Origin of the sequence: Streptomyces sp. NPDC058000 (assembly GCF_042886435.1) — a bacterium.
Taxonomy (GTDB): Bacteria; Actinomycetota; Actinomycetes; order Streptomycetales; family Streptomycetaceae; genus Streptomyces.
The window spans coordinates 12,358-27,255 of record NZ_JBHVQS010000043.1 but is presented as its reverse complement, the minus strand read 5'-3'; the positions used below and the strand labels follow the sequence as shown (position 1 = coordinate 27,255).

Genomic DNA, 14,898 nt, shown 5'->3' with positions numbered 1-14,898 from the left:
GGCCGGAGCACGCCGCCACGCCCCGCTCCGCCCGGACCCGGGACCGACGCGGCCGAGGAATTCCGTACAGTCGGTGCACCGACATCAAGGCCCCGGACCGGGCCGGGAAGAAGAGGCGATGAGCGGGGACGGGGACAACGGCGTCCGTACCAACGGGACGCAGCGACGGGGCACGGGTACGGGCGCGGCGGGGAGCACGGCAGCGGGCGGCGCCACCGGCACCGCCGCCCGCCTCCAGCGGCTCTTCGAAGGGCACCGGCTGACGCCCACCCAGCGGCGGATCGCCCACTGCATGGTGCGGCGGGCCGCCGACGCGCCGTTCCTCTCCAGCGTCGAACTGGCCGAGCTGGCCGGCGTCAGCCAGCCGTCCGTGACCCGCTTCGCCGTCGCGCTCGGCTTCGACGGCTACCCGGCGCTCCGCCGCCACCTGCGGGACGTCGCCCCCGCCGAGCAGTCCGGCGTCTCCGGAGCGGACAACGAGTACCAGCAGGCCGTCCTGGCGGAGATCGAGAACCTCCGCCACCTCGCCGACGCCCTCGCCGACCCCGGCCCGGTGACCGAGGCCGGCCGCCTCCTCGCCGCCTCCCGTCCCCTTCCGGTGCTCGGGCTGCGTGCCGCCACCGCCCAGGCCGCCGGTTTCGCGTACTTCGCGCGCAAGGTCCACCCCGACGTCCGTCTGCTGGACGAGGGCGGCACCATGCTCACCGACCGGATCGACGCCGCGGCCCACGCCGGCGCCAGCGCCCTGCTCTGCTTCGCCCTGCCCCGGCACCCCCGCGAGGTCATCGACGCCCTGGCCTACGCCCGCACCGTCGGGCTCACCGTCGTCACCGTCGCCGACAGCGCCTTCGCCCCGGTGGCCCACCACACCGACCTGCTCCTGCCGGCCCCGGTCGGCACCGGCCTGGCCTTCGACACCGCCTGCGCCCCGATGCTCCTGGGGCGCGTCCTCCTGGAGGCGATGTGCGACGACCTCCCGGACGCCCAGGCCCGCCTGGAGGAGTTCGACGCCAAGGCGGCGGAGCGCGGGCTGTTCGTGGAGTGAGGACGCTCCGGGGGAGGGCGGATCCGGCAGAGCGTCGCTTCAGGCGGGCTTTTCGGGTGGGGGCGGTGCGGAAGAGCGCTGCTTTGGCGGCGGGTGGGGCGTTTCGCCGCTGGGGCTTGTGGGTTTCACCGTTCCCGGGGCCCGGCTCCCGGTTCCGGCCCCGGTTCCGGCCCCGGTTCCGGGGCCGGTTTCTGGGGCCCCGGCTCTCGTTCCGGGCCCCGGCTCTCCGCTCCTCAGCCCAGTGCCAGTTTCCGCAGGTCGTTGGCGTGCTCGGCACCGCTCTCCGCGGTGAGTTCGTCCAGCGTCTGCGGGGTGCGGACGGTCGCGAAGGCGTAGGTGCCGTCGGGGGCCGGCGCATAGCCGTAAACACCGGGGCGGGGGAGCGAGTTGTAGGCGAAGTGGGTGGAGAAGTAGTACGCGCCGGTGTCCAGGAGGGCGACGTGGTCGCCGGAGTCCAGACGGGGCAGCGGCCGGTTCTCGGCGACCAGGTCGCCGGCGAAGCAGCACGGGCCAGCGATGTCCTGCGGGACCGGCGCCCCGGTCTTCGGCCGGCCGGCGGAGTCGTACGCCGCCACCCGGATCGGCCAGGACGACGGTGCGAAGACCGTGCGGGTGGCGACCTGGGCCCCGGCGTGGGTGAGGGCGATCGGTCGGCCGCCGGCCCACTTCGCGTACTCGACGCGGGCCACGACCATGCCGTGCTTGGCCAGTAGTGACCGCCCGAACTCGGTGACCAGGCCGTAGCGTCCGGAGAACAGGCCCGGGACGGTCGAGCGGAGCAGCGCGGCGTACTCGCGGTAGGTCGGGGTGACGGTGTCCGAGGAGAAGTTGACCGGCAGGCCGCCGCCGATGTCGAGGGTGGTGATGCGAGGACCGCCGGCTTGTTCGTTGACCTCCTCGGCGAGGTCGTAGAGCGCCCGGACGCCCTCCGCCATCCGCTCCAGCGGCATGCCCTGGGAACCGACGTGGGCGTGCAGCCGGGTCAGCCACGGGCGGTCCAGGCAGGCCCGGACGACCCACTCGCGGGCGCCCGGGTCGCGCAGCGGGATGCCGAACTTGGAGGTGTCGGTGGCGGTGCTCATCGCGCCGATGCTGCCGCCGCCGATCTGCGGGTTGACCCGCAGCCCTATCGGCGCGGTGGACGGGGCCGAGGCCATCATCCGGTCGATGCGGGAGAGTTCCTCGTGGTTGTCGACGTTGATGGCGATGCCGAGGGCCAGTGCCTCACGGAGTTCGGCGAGGGTCTTGGTGGGGGAGTCCAGGACGGTGTGCCGGGCCGGGACACCGGCCGCCCGGGCAAGCGCCAGCTCGCCGGGGCTGGCCACCTCACAGCCGATGCCTTCCTGTGCCAGCAGCCGCAGTACGGGCACGAGTGAGGCGGCCTTCACCGCGAACGCGTGCAGCACCTGGGTGCCCGGGGCGGTGAACTCCGCGAAGGCGGCTCGGAGTTCGGCCGCCGACCGGCGGATCCCGGCGACGTCGAGCAGCCCGGCCACGGGCTGGCCGGTGCCGACCAGCCCTTGAGCGATGGCTGCCTGAACGGCACGGTCTCGGTCCGTGAAGGTCATGACTCAACTTCATCATCCGACGGGCGCCCCGCGCCACGATCGAAGGGGAAGGTCGGAGCCCTTCCGGTGCTGATGTTGTGCTGATCTTGTGCACCCGATCGCGGCGTTACCGATCGTGACGTTTCCGAGCTTCGCGTTACTGAGCGTCGCGTTACCGAGCGTGCGCCCGCTGCCCGCGGCTGGCTGCCCGCCGGACGCCCGCCGAGCCTGTGCCGTGGGCCGCGCCCGTGTCGCCTGCTGCGCCCGTGCAGTGCGCCGAGCCCGTGCCGTGCACCGCGCCCGTGCCGTGCGCCGGCGGGAGCCCTGCCCGGGGCTCCCGTCGGCCGGGGCGGGGCCCGGAGCCCCCCCGGCTCCGGCCTCCGCCCTCCCCCCCGTCGCGCCCTATGCCGGGCGGGCGCCGCTGAGCTGTGCCTTGCTCTGGCGGGCGGTCAGGCGGGAGCCGGACTCGCGGCGGGCGGCGCGGCGCAGCAGCGGTATCGCCAGGAGGAAGCCCAGGACGGCCCAGGCGGCCAGGACCAGGGCGACCGTCGGCAGCTGCCAGGAGCCGGCTGGTTCCACGGCGCGGGCGGCGTCCGGCAGCAGGGCCGCGCGCAGGCCCTGCGCCATCCACCGGAGCGGGAAGACCGAGGCGATGTTCTGAACCACCGTCGGCATCCGGGATATCGGGAACATCGCCCCCGACGTGACCAGGAGGGCCATCGCGGGCAGCATGATCATTGCCAGTGCCTCACGCGGATTGGGCAGCACCGCCCCGATCGCCGCGCCCAGCGGTACGACGGCGAGCAGGCCGAGGGCGGTGACCCACAGCAGCGTCACCCAGCCGACCGGACTGTGCGGCAGCGGCCCGTCGACCAGTACGGCGCCGGCGCCCAGCAGGACCACCAGGGTGCCCAGTGCCATGACCACGATCAGCAGCGACTTGGCGATCAGGTAGGCCGGTATGCCGCCGGGGGTGGTCCGCAGCCGCAGCAGGGTGCCCTCCTCGCGCTCGGTCACCAGGATCTGCGGGAGGCTGATCAGGCCGATCTGGAACAGCAGGTACGCGGCGAAGCCCGCGAGGGTCAGCTGTGCCATCGGGATCCGGGTGCCGGGCACGTCGTCGCTGATGAAGGTGGCGAGCAGCAGGGCCACCACGACGTTGGTCAGATAGCCGCTCAACTCCTTGCGGTTGCGCAGGAGGTGGCGCAGCTCGATGCCGCCGCGCCGGAGCCCCGCCTGCCAGGCGCGGAGCCGCGCGGGACGGGCCCCGCCCCGGCCGGTGGTGCCCTGGCCGGTAATGCCCCGGTCGGTGGTGCCCGGCCCCCCGGCCGCCGTGTCGCGGTCCCGGTCCGGCGCGCTCGGGCCGGTGTCCGTCGTCGCTGTCATCTCGGTCCCCCTCATGCTGCTGCCTCCCCCGTGCCGTCGCCGGCCGGGAAGCCGGTGCGGTGTGCCTCGTCGTCCGTGTCGTCCGTGCCCTGCCGGTGCACCATGTGCAGGTAGGTGTCCTCCAGCGTCGGGCGGCGCACCTCCAGGTCCGCGATCGGTCCGGCCGCTTCGCGGTGCAGTTCCCAGACCAGGCGGGACGGGTCCGCGGTGCGCTCGTGGCACGGCCTGCCGTCGGACGCCGTCCAGCGGACCTCGGCCCGTGCGGCGGCCCGTCGGGCGAGTTCGGCCGGGGTGCCGCAGGCCCGGATCCGGCCGTCGACCAGCATCGCTATCCGGTCGGCCAGCCGCTCGGCCTCGGCCAGGTCGTGGGTGGTCAGCAGGATCGTGACGCCCTCCGTGCGGGCCAGGCGCTCGACCAGGTCGTGGAAGGCGCGGCGCGCCTCGGGGTCGAAGCCGGTGGTGGGCTCGTCCAGGAAGAGGAGTTCGGGGCGGCCGACGATGGCGAGTGCGACGTCGAGGCGTCGGCGCTGGCCGCCGGAGAGCCGGTCGACGCGCTGCCGCGCCTGGCTGGTGAGGCCGACCAGGTCGAGCAGTTCGGTCGGGTCGCGCGGATCCGGGTAGTACGTCGCGAAGTGCGTCAGCAACTCGGCGACCTGCCAGCGGCGGTGGTCGCGCCAGGACTGGAGGACCAGCCCGATCCGGCCGCGCCAGACGTCGTCGGCGCGTGCCGGGTCGGCCCCGAGGACGCGCACCTCGCCGGCGGACCGCTGCCGGAAGCCCTCCAGGATCTCGACGGTGGTGGTCTTCCCGGCGCCGTTGGGCCCGAGCAGGGCGAAGATCTCGCCGCGCCGGATCTCCAGGTCGACGCCGCGCAGGACGGCGGTGCTGCCGTACGACATCTGGAGGCCGCGGGCCTCGACGACCGGCGCGGCGCCGGTCGGGGCGGTGGGTGTGGTGGTCATCGATGTGCTCTCCGGGCGTGCGGTCGTGGTCATCGGCCCGCCTCCGCGTGGTGCTGGGGCGCAGGCCGGGTCGCTGTGGGGCCCGCGCCCTCGACGATGGCGCGGAGGGCGGCGACATGGCCCTCGAAGGCGGTGCGGCCCCGGGCCGTCAGTCGCACTTTGGTGCGCCGTTTGCGGCCGCCGCCCTCCTTGCGGATCTCCAGGTATGCGGCCTCCTCCAGCGTGTGCAGCTGTTTGGAGAGCGCGGAGTCACTGAGCGAGAGGCTGTCGCGGATGAACGGGAAGTCGGCCCATTCCGTGGCGGCCAGCAGGGCCACCACGGACAGCCGGGTGGACGGATGGATCAGTTCGTCGAAGCCCGAGGGGGTGCTCATCGGTCTGCCTCCTCATGGACGGTTCTCACGGTGCGGTCGCCGCTGCGCGGTTCCGGAGCGGGCTGATCGCCCACCGGTTGGCCGGGCCGACGAACAGGACGAAGGCGCCGGCGGAGACGGTGGCCTGGATGAGGTGGGGGTAGGGCAGTGCCAGCCACCCGGTCAGGAAGCCGGTGAGGATGATCGTGCCGCCGCTGAGGACCGCGCCCGCGAGGAAGGTGGCGACGCTGCGCCAGGTGTACCGCGAGCGGTGCAGCCGCACGCGGGTCCGGCGGCTGTAGACCACCGCCAGGGCGACCAGGGCGCCGATATAGACGGCGAGGAGCAGGAAGGAGCCCCACCGCGGGAGCTTGAGTCCGTCGCTGGCGAGGAAGAGCCACATGAGGGCGGCGGTCACATACGTCGACCGTCGGTCGCCGTGTGCGCAGCGCTCGACCTCGTCGTACACCCGCTCCTGAGGGACCCGGATGCGCTGGAGATCCTGCCAGGCCTTCTCGGCATCCACTGATGTCGTCATGTCCTTCGCCTCCCCGTAGACGTGTCGGACGGTCCGTGTCGGACGGACGGTACGGGGATCGCCGGCGGCGCCCCGTACAACTTTCCCACTCGGAAAGTTAGCACTTGGCTTTCCTGTCGGGCAAGTCGAATGGGGCGAGTTGGGGAAAGCTGCTCGCCGCGCCCTGTTGACTAGCGGTATTCAGTGCCCCCAGACTGTGAATAGGTCAATCCATTCAGAGTCAGGGAGGCACGGCCCATGTCGGGACCGCGACCCGTGCGAGCACCGCGCGGTACGGAGCTGAGCGCACGGGGATGGCAGCAGGAAGCCGCGCTGCGCATGCTGCAGAACAACCTCGACCCGGAGGTGGCCGAGCATCCGGACCAGCTCGTCGTCTACGGCGGCACCGGCAAGGCCGCCCGTGACTGGCGTTCCTTCGACGCCATGGTGCGCACCCTGACCACGCTCAAGCAGGACGAGACGATGCTCGTCCAGTCCGGTAAGCCGGTCGGCGTGATGCAGACGCACGAATGGGCGCCGCGGGTGCTGATCGCCAACTCCAACCTCGTCGGCGACTGGGCCAACTGGGAGGAGTTCCGCCGCCTGGAGGCCCTCGGTCTGACCATGTACGGCCAGATGACGGCCGGTTCGTGGATCTACATCGGCACGCAGGGCATCCTCCAGGGCACCTACGAGACGTTCGCGGCGGTCGCGGCGAAGAAGTTCGGCGGGACGCTGGCCGGCACCATCACCCTCACCGCCGGCCTCGGCGGCATGGGCGGCGCCCAGCCGCTCGCCGTCACCATGAACGACGGCGTCGCGATCTGCATCGACTGCGACCCGCGCGCCATCGAGCGCCGCATCGAGCACCGCTACCTGGACGTGAAGGCGGACAGCCTCCAGCACGCCCTCCAACTCGCCGTCGAGGCCCGCGACCAGCGCAAGCCGCTCTCCATCGGCCTGCTCGGCAACGCCGCGGAACTCCTTCCGCAGATGCTCGCCGAGGGCGCCCCGATCGACATCGTCACCGACCAGACCAGCGCCCACGACCCGCTGGCCTACCTTCCCGTCGGCATCGACTTCGCCGACATGGCGGCCTACGCGGCCGAGAAGCCCGCCGACTTCACCCAGCGGGCCCGCGAGTCGATGGCCCGGCACGTCGAGGCCATGGTCGGCTTCATGGACGCCGGCGCCGAGGTCTTCGACTACGGCAACTCCATCCGCGGCGAGGCCCAACTCGCCGGATACGGGCGCGCGTTCGCCTTCCCCGGCTTCGTCCCCGCCTACATCCGGCCGCTCTTCGCCGAGGGCAAGGGACCGTTCCGCTGGGCGGCGCTCTCCGGCGACCCGGCCGACATCGCGGCCACCGACCGCGCCATCCTCGACCTCTTCCCCGAGAACGAGTCGCTGGCCCGCTGGATCAAGCTGGCGGGGGAGCGGGTCCACTTCCAGGGCCTGCCCGCCCGGATCTGCTGGCTCGGCTACGGCGAACGCGACAAGGCCGGCGAGCGGTTCAACGAGATGGTCGCCGACGGCACCCTGAAGGCACCGCTGGCCATCGGCCGCGACCACCTCGACTGCGGCTCCGTCGCCTCCCCCTACCGCGAGACCGAAGCCATGAAGGACGGCTCGGACGCGATCGCCGACTGGCCGCTGCTCAACGCCATGGTCAACGTCGCCTCCGGCGCCTCCTGGGTCTCGCTGCACCACGGCGGCGGCGTCGGCATGGGCCGCTCCATCCACGCCGGCCAGGTCACGGTCGCCGACGGCACCCCGCTGGCCGGCGAGAAGATCCGCCGGGTGCTCACCAACGACCCGGGCATGGGCGTCATCCGCCACGTCGACGCCGGCTACGAGCGCGCCGACGAGGTGGCCGCCGAGCGGGGCGTCCGCATCCCGATGCGCGAGGGCGAGGGCGAGTGACCTCCTCGTTCCACGAGATGTGGGAGGAGTTGCGGCCGCTCGGCCGTGACTCCTCCTCCGGGGGCTACCGCCGCTTCGCCTGGACCGGCGCGGACACCGACTGCCGCGCGTGGTTCCGGGCCCAGGCCGAGGCCCGCGGGCTCGGCTACGAACTCGACCGCAACGGCAACCAGTGGGCCTGGCTCGGCGCCACCACCTACCAGGACGTGGCCCCCGGCGACGCCGTCGTCACCGGCTCGCACCTGGACTCCGTCCCGGACGGCGGCGCCTTCGACGGCCCACTCGGCGTGGTCTCCTCCTTCGCCGCGCTCGACGAACTCCGCGAGCGAGGAGCGGAGTTCACCAAGCCGCTGGCGATCGTCAACTTCGGCGACGAGGAGGGCGCCCGCTTCGGACTGGCCTGCGTCGGCTCCCGGCTGTCCGCCGGCGCGCTGACCACCGAGGCCGCGCACCGCCTGCGGGACGCCGACGGCGTCACCCTCCCGCAGGCCATGGAGCGCGCCGGCCACGACCCCGAGGCGATCGGCCCGGACCCGGAACGGCTCGCCACCATCGGCGCGTTCGTCGAGCTCCACGTGGAGCAGGGCCGTGCCCTGGACCTGTCCGAGGACCCGGTCGGCATCGCCTCGGCCATCTGGCCGCACGGCCGCTGGCGGTTCGACTTCCGCGGCGAGGCCAACCACGCCGGCACCACCCGCCTGGAGGACCGCCGCGACCCGATGCTCTCCTACGCCGCGACCGTGCTCGCCGCCCGCGAGCAGGCCCGGCTGGCCGGCGCCCTGGCCACCTTCGGGAAGATCAGCGTCGAGCCGAACGGCGTCAACGCCATCCCGTCGCTGGTCCGCGGCTGGCTGGACGCCCGCGCCGCCGGCCAGGACACCCTGGACACCGTGATCACCGGGATCGAACGGGCCGCCGCCGAACGGGCCGCCCGCGACGGCGTCGACCTGGACGTCGTCCGGGAGTCCTTCACCCCCGTCGTGGAGTTCCAGCACGCCCTGCGGGACGAACTGGGCGCGCTCCTCGGCAAGCGGGCCGAGCGGCCGGTACCGGTCCTGGGCACCGGCGCCGGACACGACGCGGGTATTTTGTCCGCAACCGTTCCGACGGCCATGCTGTTCGTCCGCAACCCCACCGGCGTCTCGCACTCGCCCGCCGAAGCGGCCACCGAGGACGACTGCGTGGCCGGGGTCACCGCACTCGCCGACGTACTGGAGGGGCTGGCGTGCCGCTGACGCCGCAGGCAACACCGATGACGTACTGGCTCGAACACGCCTGGCTGGGCGCGCACGTCGAGTCGGGCGTGGCCGTGACGGTGGCGGACGGCCGGATCACGGCCGTCCGCCCCGGCACCCCGGCACCCCCGCCGGGCGCCGAGGCCCTCTACGGGCTGACCCTCCCGGGCCTCGCCAACGCGCACAGCCACGCCTTCCACCGCGCCCTGCGCGGCACCGTCCAGGTCGGCAGCGGCACCTTCTGGACCTGGCGCGAGGTGATGTACGGCATCGCGGACCGCCTCACCCCCGAGAGCTACTACGCGCTGGCCCGCGCCGCCTACGCCGAGATGGCGCTGGCCGGCATCACCTGCGTCGGCGAATTCCACTACCTGCACCACGCGCCCGGCGGCACCCGCTACGAGGACCCCAACGCCATGGGGCAGGCGCTGATCGTGGCCGCCGCCGACGCCGGCATCCGGATCACCCTCCTCGACACCGCCTACCTCTCCGCCGGCTTCGGCGATCCGCCCAACCGGCACCAACTGCGCTTCTCCGACGGCACCGCCGACGCCTGGGCGGAGCGCGCCGACGCACTCAAGGGCACCGAGCACGCCCGGATCGGCGCCGCCGTGCACTCCGTACGCGCCGTCCCCGCAGCGGAGCTGAGCACCGTCGCCGACTGGGCCCGGCGGCGGCAGGCACCGCTGCACGTCCACCTCTCCGAGCAGACCGCCGAGAACGACGCCTGCCGGGCGGCCCACGGCCGCACCCCCTCCCAACTGCTGGCCGACCACGGGGTGCTGGGCCCGCGCACCACGGCCGTGCACGCCACCCACCTCACCGACGAGGACATCGCCCTGCTCGGCGGCAGCACCACCGGCGTGTGCATGTGCCCGACCACCGAGCGGGACCTCGCCGACGGCATCGGACCGGCCGTGGCGCTCCAGGAGCAGGGCAGCCCGCTCTCCCTCGGCAGCGACAGCCACGCCGTCATCGACCTGCTCGAAGAGGCCCGCGCCATGGAGCTGAACGAGCGCCTGCGTACCCGCACCCGGGGCCACTGGACCGCCGCCGCCCTGCTCCGCGCCGCCACCGCCGACGGGCACGCAGCCCTGGGCTGGGACGACGCCGGCACCCTGGCACCCGGGGCGCTCGCCGACTTCACCACGATCCGGCTGGACTCCGTACGCACCGCCGGACCGCTGCCGCGACTGGGCGCCGAGACGGCCGTATTCGCCGCCACCGCGGCGGATGTGCGACACACCGTCGTGGGTGGTCGGCAGATCGTCCGCGACGGGACGCACACGCGCGTGCCCGACGTGCCCACCGCCCTCGCCGACGCCATCGCCGCCGTGCGCGGCTGACCCCCACCCCAGGTACCCCCACTCCGCCCGGGCCCCGCCGCCCGCGGACGAAGGAGAACACCCCCGCGATGACGACGACCTCAGCGCCGACCACCGCCATCACCCACATCGCCCAGCTCGTCACCAACGACCCCTCCCTCGGTGAAGGCCCCCTCGGTCTGATCCAGGACGCCGCGGTCGTCGTCGACGGCGACCGCATCGCCTGGGTCGGTCCCTCAAGCAAAGCACCCGCCACCGACAACGCCGTCGACGCGGCGGGCCGGGCGGGCCTCCCCGGCTTCGTCGACTCCCACTCCCACCTGGTCTTCGCCGGCGACCGCACGGCCGAGTTCAACGCCCGGATGTCCGGCCGCCCTTACTCCGCCGGCGGCATCCGCACCACCGTCGCCGCCACCCGCGCCGCCAGCGACGACGCACTGCACGCCAACGTCGCCCGCTACCTGGCCGAGGGCCTGCGCCAGGGCACCACCACCCAGGAGACCAAGTCCGGCTACGGCCTCACCGTCGAGGACGAGGCCCGCGCGCTGCGCATCGCCGCCGCGCACACCGACGAGGTCACCTTCCTCGGCGCCCACATCGTCTCGCCCGACTACGCCGACGACCCGGCCGGCTACGTCGATCTGGTCACCGGCCCGATGCTGGACGCCTGCGCCCCGCACGCCCGCTGGGTGGACGTCTTCTGCGAGCGCGGCGCCTTCGACGGCGACCAGGCGCGCGCCATCCTCACCGCAGGCAAGGCCAAGGGCCTGGTGCCCCGGGTGCACGCCAACCAGCTCGGCCACGGCCCCGGCGTCCAGCTCGCCGTCGAACTCGGCGCCGCCTCCGCCGACCACTGCACCCACCTCACCTACGCCGACATCGACGCGCTGGCCCAGTCCGACACCGTCGCCACGCTCCTCCCGGGTGCCGAGTTCTCCACCCGCGCCCAGTGGCCCGACGCCCGCCCGCTGCTCGACGCCGGCGCCACCGTGGCGCTCTCCACCGACTGCAACCCCGGCTCGTCCTTCACCAGTTCGATGCCGTTCTGCATCGCACTGGCCGTCCGCGACATGGGGATGACGCCCGACGAGGCGGTGTGGGCGGCGACCGCGGGCGGCGCCCGGGCGCTGCGCCGGGACGACGTCGGCCGGATCAGCCCCGGCGCCCGCGCCGACCTGGTCCTGCTGGACGCCCCGTCCCACGTCCACCTCGCCTACCGTCCGGGCGTGCCGCTGGTGACGGACGTCTGGCACAAGGGCGTTCGCCTCTGAGGGCGGCGGGCGACACCGCCGGCAGACGCACAGAGGGCCCGTCCCGGACGATTCCGGGGCGGGCCCTCTGTGCACGGGCGTCCGCCGGCCGTACGGGCCGGCGCCGACCGCGGGGGCTATTCCTCAATCATCAGGCCCTTGCGGAGCCGGACGAGGGTGCGGGAGAGCAGCCGGGAGACGTGCATCTGGGAAATGCCCAACTCCTCGCCGATCTCGGACTGCGTCAAATTGGCGACGAATCGCAGCGAGAGGATCTTCCGGTCCCGGGACGGGAGTTCGGCGATCAGCGGCTTCAGCGATTCCACGTATTCGATGCCTTCGAGGCCGTGGTCCTCGTAACCGATCCGGTCCGCCAGCGCGCCTTCGCTGTCGTCCTCCTCGGGCTGGGCGTCCAGCGAGCTCGCGGTGTAGGCGTTGCTCGCGGCCATCCCTTCGACGACCTCGTCCTTGGTGATGCCGAGGCGTTCGGCGAGTTCGCCGACCGTGGGTGCCCGGTCCAGCTTCTGCGCCAGTTCGTCGCCCGCTTTTGCCAGGTCCAGGCGGAGTTCCTGAAGTCGCCTCGGAACCCGTACCGACCAACTGGTGTCGCGGAAGAAACGCTTGATCTCGCCGACGATGGTCGGCATCGCGAACGTCGGGAATTCCACGCCGCGGCTGAGCTCGAAACGGTCGATCGCCTTGATCAGACCGATGGTGCCGACCTGGACGATGTCCTCCATCGGTTCGCTGCGGGAGCGGAACCGGGAGGCCGCGAACTTCACGAGGGCGAGGTTCAGTTCGACCAGGGTGTTACGGACATAGGCGTATTCGTGGGTGCCTTCGTCCAGGGATTCCAGACGCGCGAAGAGCGTTTTCGACAGGGCCCTCGCATCCACCGGACCCACTTCGTCGAACGGTGGGATCTCGGGCAGGCCGTCGAGCTCGGGCACGCTCGCCGGCACGGCGGCCGCGGCATGCGCCTGGGAAGGAATGTGACCGGTCACATCGGACCGGGGTGTCGACGATGCGGGGCGTTGATCGTCCTTGCTACGCAATTCGTCGAGCCGGGGTGACATGTGTCTCCTCCATCGTTTTCGGCATATGGCTGCCGAAGCCTCTGCATGAAGCTGCGGTGTGCGGCGCCTCCAAAGCCGGCCGTTTCGAATGTGTCCTTCTACGCCTACCTGGCTTCGATGGAAGAAGGCAAGTGCGTGTTGTCCGCAATCCTTCGCTATGCCCTTTGTGCGGCTACCGGCGGGCGTCAGGAAGGCGTAGGGTTCGACGCGCGCAGTCATGAGCAATGTCGTCACCACAACAGTCGTCTAGGCAGCAAAAGGGGTGCGCTCGCATGGACCGCGGGACGGTCGGCAGTGCAAGCCGGGGTCGGCTTCACGTCGAGATCCGCCATCACGGCCCCAGCGCGGTCGTGACCGTCGCCGGTGAGCTGGATCACCACACCGCGGATCTGTTGCGGGAATCACTGGAAGGCTGTGTCGACGAGGGATACGCACGCCTCGTGGTGGACTGCTCACCCCTTGAATTCATGGACTCCACCGGTCTGAACGTCCTGCTCGGTGCCCGGCTGAAAGCGGAGGCCGCGGGGGGCGGCGTCCATCTGGCCGGGATGCAGCCTGTGGTGGCCCGGGTCTTTGAGATCACCGGCGCGGAGGCGGTTTTCACGGTGCACGACTCACTCGAAGCGGCCTTGGTCGACTGACCGGTCGGGAAGTCCGGAAGGATGCGTTCCGGGCGCGTAGTCGGCATCACAACTTCCGTACCCAAGAAGTGGGTGTTCTCGCGGTCCGGTCGGGCAGGAGACACCTGAATCCGTTGAATCAGTGAGTTATCTGTTGTCCGTGAACAGGCGAATCGGTGAGGTGAAGCGCTGATGAGCACCACCCGGCCGTACCCGCCGGGCGATCTCGGCCCGGAGCCGGGCGGCGCCGGCGCTTCCGCTTCCGTCCCCGCAGGTCAGATCCGTCGGCTGCGGCTGGCGGGCACCCGGGGCGCCGTGGCGCGAGCCCGTGACTTCGCCCGGGAGGCGCTGCACGACTGGGGCTGGCTGCCGGCCGCGACCGCCGATCAGCGGGCCGCGGCCGAGGACGTACTGCTCGTCGTCTCCGAGCTGGTCACCAACGCCTGCTTGCACGCCGAGGGCCCCGAGGAGCTGCGGCTGCGCTGCGCGGCCAAGGTGCTCCGCCTGGAGGTCAGCGACCTGGGTGCGGGTTCGCCGGCGCCGCGCAGCCCGCACCGCCCCGGACGTCCGGGCGGCCACGGCATGTTCATCGTGCAGCGGCTGTGCCTGGACTGGGGCGTGGTGCGGAACGCCGACGGTGCGGGCAAGACCGTCTGGGCGGAGCTGGCCGCACCGTCCTGAAGCGGCGGCGGACCGGGAGACGTCGAGCGCGGGCCTACGGGCCCGCGCTGTGTCGTTTCCGGGGACGGGTCGGAGTCGGGTCGTGGCCGCGGTGGGCCGTCTTCCGGACGGATCCGGCCGGTGCCGCGTATCGAGGCTGTGCCGTGCCTTCCCTCGGCAACCTCCCGGGCGTACCTTGAGCGCCCAATCTGATGCGCCGTCAGTAACACGTGGCGGCGCGCCGACCGGGAGAAGGGGAACTCAAGGTGGCCCGCTTCCACGCACAGCACGGCAGGCGGCCGCGGCGGGCGGCCGGGCTGGCCGCGGCCGCGGCGACAATGGCCGGTTCCGCGGTGCTGTTCACCGCACCCGCCGCGCACGCCGAGGTCGTCGACGTCAACTACCAGTGCAAGACGCCGATCGGTAACAAGGGGGCGGTCTCGCCCATCGACATCAAGGGGACGCCCAGCGGGAGCTCGTACAAGCTCGTGATGTCGTTCCAGAAGGGCGTCTCCTCCAGCCCCGTCGAACTGGGCAAGGGCGCGATGAAGCCCAGCGCGCTGATCCAGCTGGGCGGCGCGGAGAGCGGCACGGTGCAGGTCAGCGGCGCGCCCAACGACCAGGCGGTACCGGCCAACACCCCGATCAAGATCAGCGATTTGAGCGGCACGTACACCCCGAAGGCCAGCGGGAAGGTCACCTTCACCGCCTCCACGCTCACCATCAAGGCGCTGGGCACCACCACCACCTGCACACCGAGCAACCACCCCAAGCCGGCACTGTCCCTGGACGTGAAGGGCAGCGGCGGTTCCGGCGGCAGCGGTGGCTCCGCGGCGGCGGGCGGCTCGACCGGCGGCGGTCAACTGCCGCAGACCGGACCGACGGACTCCACCCTCGCCCTGGGCACCCTCGGCGGCACCGTCCTCCTGGCCGGCGCGGCCGGAGCGCTGTGGCTGACCCGCCGTCATCAACGGGCCTGACCTCCACCGGGAGCCGCCG

14 protein-coding genes are annotated in these 14,898 nt (G+C 72.6%); 8 read left to right on the top strand and 6 right to left on the bottom strand.

The window, feature by feature from the left end; translation table 11 throughout:
- Positions 1 to 118: 118 nt before the first annotated feature.
- Positions 119 to 1,045 (top strand): MurR/RpiR family transcriptional regulator, encoded by a 927-nt coding sequence (locus tag ACFVT2_RS30835; protein WP_390023100.1) that lies wholly within the window; start codon positions 119 to 121, stop codon positions 1,043 to 1,045.
- A gap of 233 nt (positions 1,046 to 1,278) precedes the next feature.
- Here the strand turns inward: ACFVT2_RS30835 and ACFVT2_RS30830 are convergent, their stop codons facing one another.
- The 5 genes from ACFVT2_RS30830 to ACFVT2_RS30810 all read right to left on the bottom strand — a co-directional run bounded on the left by ACFVT2_RS30830 (position 1,279) and on the right by ACFVT2_RS30810 (position 5,831).
- Complete coding sequence (locus ACFVT2_RS30830) at positions 1,279 to 2,613, bottom strand: diaminopimelate decarboxylase (protein ID WP_390023098.1); 1,335 nt, start codon at positions 2,611 to 2,613, stop codon at positions 1,279 to 1,281.
- Positions 2,614 to 2,994: 381 nt separating this feature from the next.
- The gene (locus ACFVT2_RS30825; RefSeq protein ID WP_390023097.1) at positions 2,995 to 3,978 is read right to left on the bottom strand and encodes an ABC transporter permease; all 984 of its coding nucleotides are present in this window, start codon (positions 3,976 to 3,978) and stop codon (positions 2,995 to 2,997) included.
- Positions 3,979 to 3,989: 11 nt separating this feature from the next.
- Positions 3,990 to 4,973, bottom strand: coding sequence for an ABC transporter ATP-binding protein (locus ACFVT2_RS30820; RefSeq protein WP_390023096.1), 984 nt, complete (start codon positions 4,971 to 4,973; stop codon positions 3,990 to 3,992).
- Entirely contained in the window at positions 4,970 to 5,314 is a 345-nt protein-coding gene (locus ACFVT2_RS30815; protein ID WP_390023094.1) for a transcriptional regulator, read from the bottom strand. The genes ACFVT2_RS30820 and ACFVT2_RS30815 overlap by 4 nt, the downstream gene beginning before the upstream one ends.
- 25 nt (positions 5,315 to 5,339) lie before the next feature.
- Positions 5,340 to 5,831, bottom strand: a complete 492-nt coding sequence (locus tag ACFVT2_RS30810) for a hypothetical protein (RefSeq protein ID WP_390023092.1) — start codon at positions 5,829 to 5,831, stop codon at positions 5,340 to 5,342.
- Positions 5,832 to 6,068: 237 nt separating this feature from the next.
- Here ACFVT2_RS30810 and hutU point away from each other — a divergent pair, with 237 nt between their 5' ends.
- The 4 genes from hutU to hutI all read left to right on the top strand — a co-directional run bounded on the left by hutU (position 6,069) and on the right by hutI (position 11,564).
- Positions 6,069 to 7,733, top strand: a complete 1,665-nt coding sequence (gene hutU / locus ACFVT2_RS30805) for a urocanate hydratase (RefSeq protein WP_390023091.1) — start codon at positions 6,069 to 6,071, stop codon at positions 7,731 to 7,733.
- A gap of 17 nt (positions 7,734 to 7,750) precedes the next feature.
- A complete protein-coding gene (locus tag ACFVT2_RS30800) occupies positions 7,751 to 8,968 on the top strand; it encodes an allantoate amidohydrolase (RefSeq protein WP_390023155.1) in 1,218 nt (405 codons plus the stop codon).
- 17 nt (positions 8,969 to 8,985) lie between these two features.
- On the top strand, positions 8,986 to 10,314 hold the full coding sequence (locus ACFVT2_RS30795) for a formimidoylglutamate deiminase (RefSeq protein ID WP_390023089.1): 1,329 nt from the start codon (positions 8,986 to 8,988) through the stop codon (positions 10,312 to 10,314).
- 68 nt (positions 10,315 to 10,382) lie between these two features.
- A complete protein-coding gene (gene hutI / locus ACFVT2_RS30790) occupies positions 10,383 to 11,564 on the top strand; it encodes an imidazolonepropionase (RefSeq protein WP_390023088.1) in 1,182 nt (393 codons plus the stop codon).
- A gap of 116 nt (positions 11,565 to 11,680) precedes the next feature.
- Here the strand turns inward: hutI and ACFVT2_RS30785 are convergent, their stop codons facing one another.
- Positions 11,681 to 12,619 carry an RNA polymerase sigma factor SigF gene (locus ACFVT2_RS30785; protein ID WP_390023086.1) on the bottom strand — a complete coding sequence of 313 codons (939 nt, stop codon included), beginning with the start codon at positions 12,617 to 12,619 and terminating at the stop codon, positions 11,681 to 11,683.
- Between the two features lie 272 nt (positions 12,620 to 12,891).
- Here ACFVT2_RS30785 and ACFVT2_RS30780 point away from each other — a divergent pair, with 272 nt between their 5' ends.
- The 3 genes from ACFVT2_RS30780 (at position 12,892) to ACFVT2_RS30770 (ending at position 14,879) form a co-directional block, all read left to right on the top strand.
- On the top strand, positions 12,892 to 13,260 hold the full coding sequence (locus ACFVT2_RS30780; protein WP_390023085.1) for an STAS domain-containing protein: 369 nt from the start codon (positions 12,892 to 12,894) through the stop codon (positions 13,258 to 13,260).
- A gap of 171 nt (positions 13,261 to 13,431) precedes the next feature.
- Positions 13,432 to 13,920 carry an ATP-binding protein gene (locus tag ACFVT2_RS30775; RefSeq protein WP_390023084.1) on the top strand — a complete coding sequence of 163 codons (489 nt, stop codon included), beginning with the start codon at positions 13,432 to 13,434 and terminating at the stop codon, positions 13,918 to 13,920.
- 245 nt (positions 13,921 to 14,165) lie between these two features.
- Positions 14,166 to 14,879, top strand: a complete 714-nt coding sequence (locus ACFVT2_RS30770; protein WP_390023082.1) for an LPXTG cell wall anchor domain-containing protein — start codon at positions 14,166 to 14,168, stop codon at positions 14,877 to 14,879.
- Positions 14,880 to 14,898: the final 19 nt, after the last annotated feature.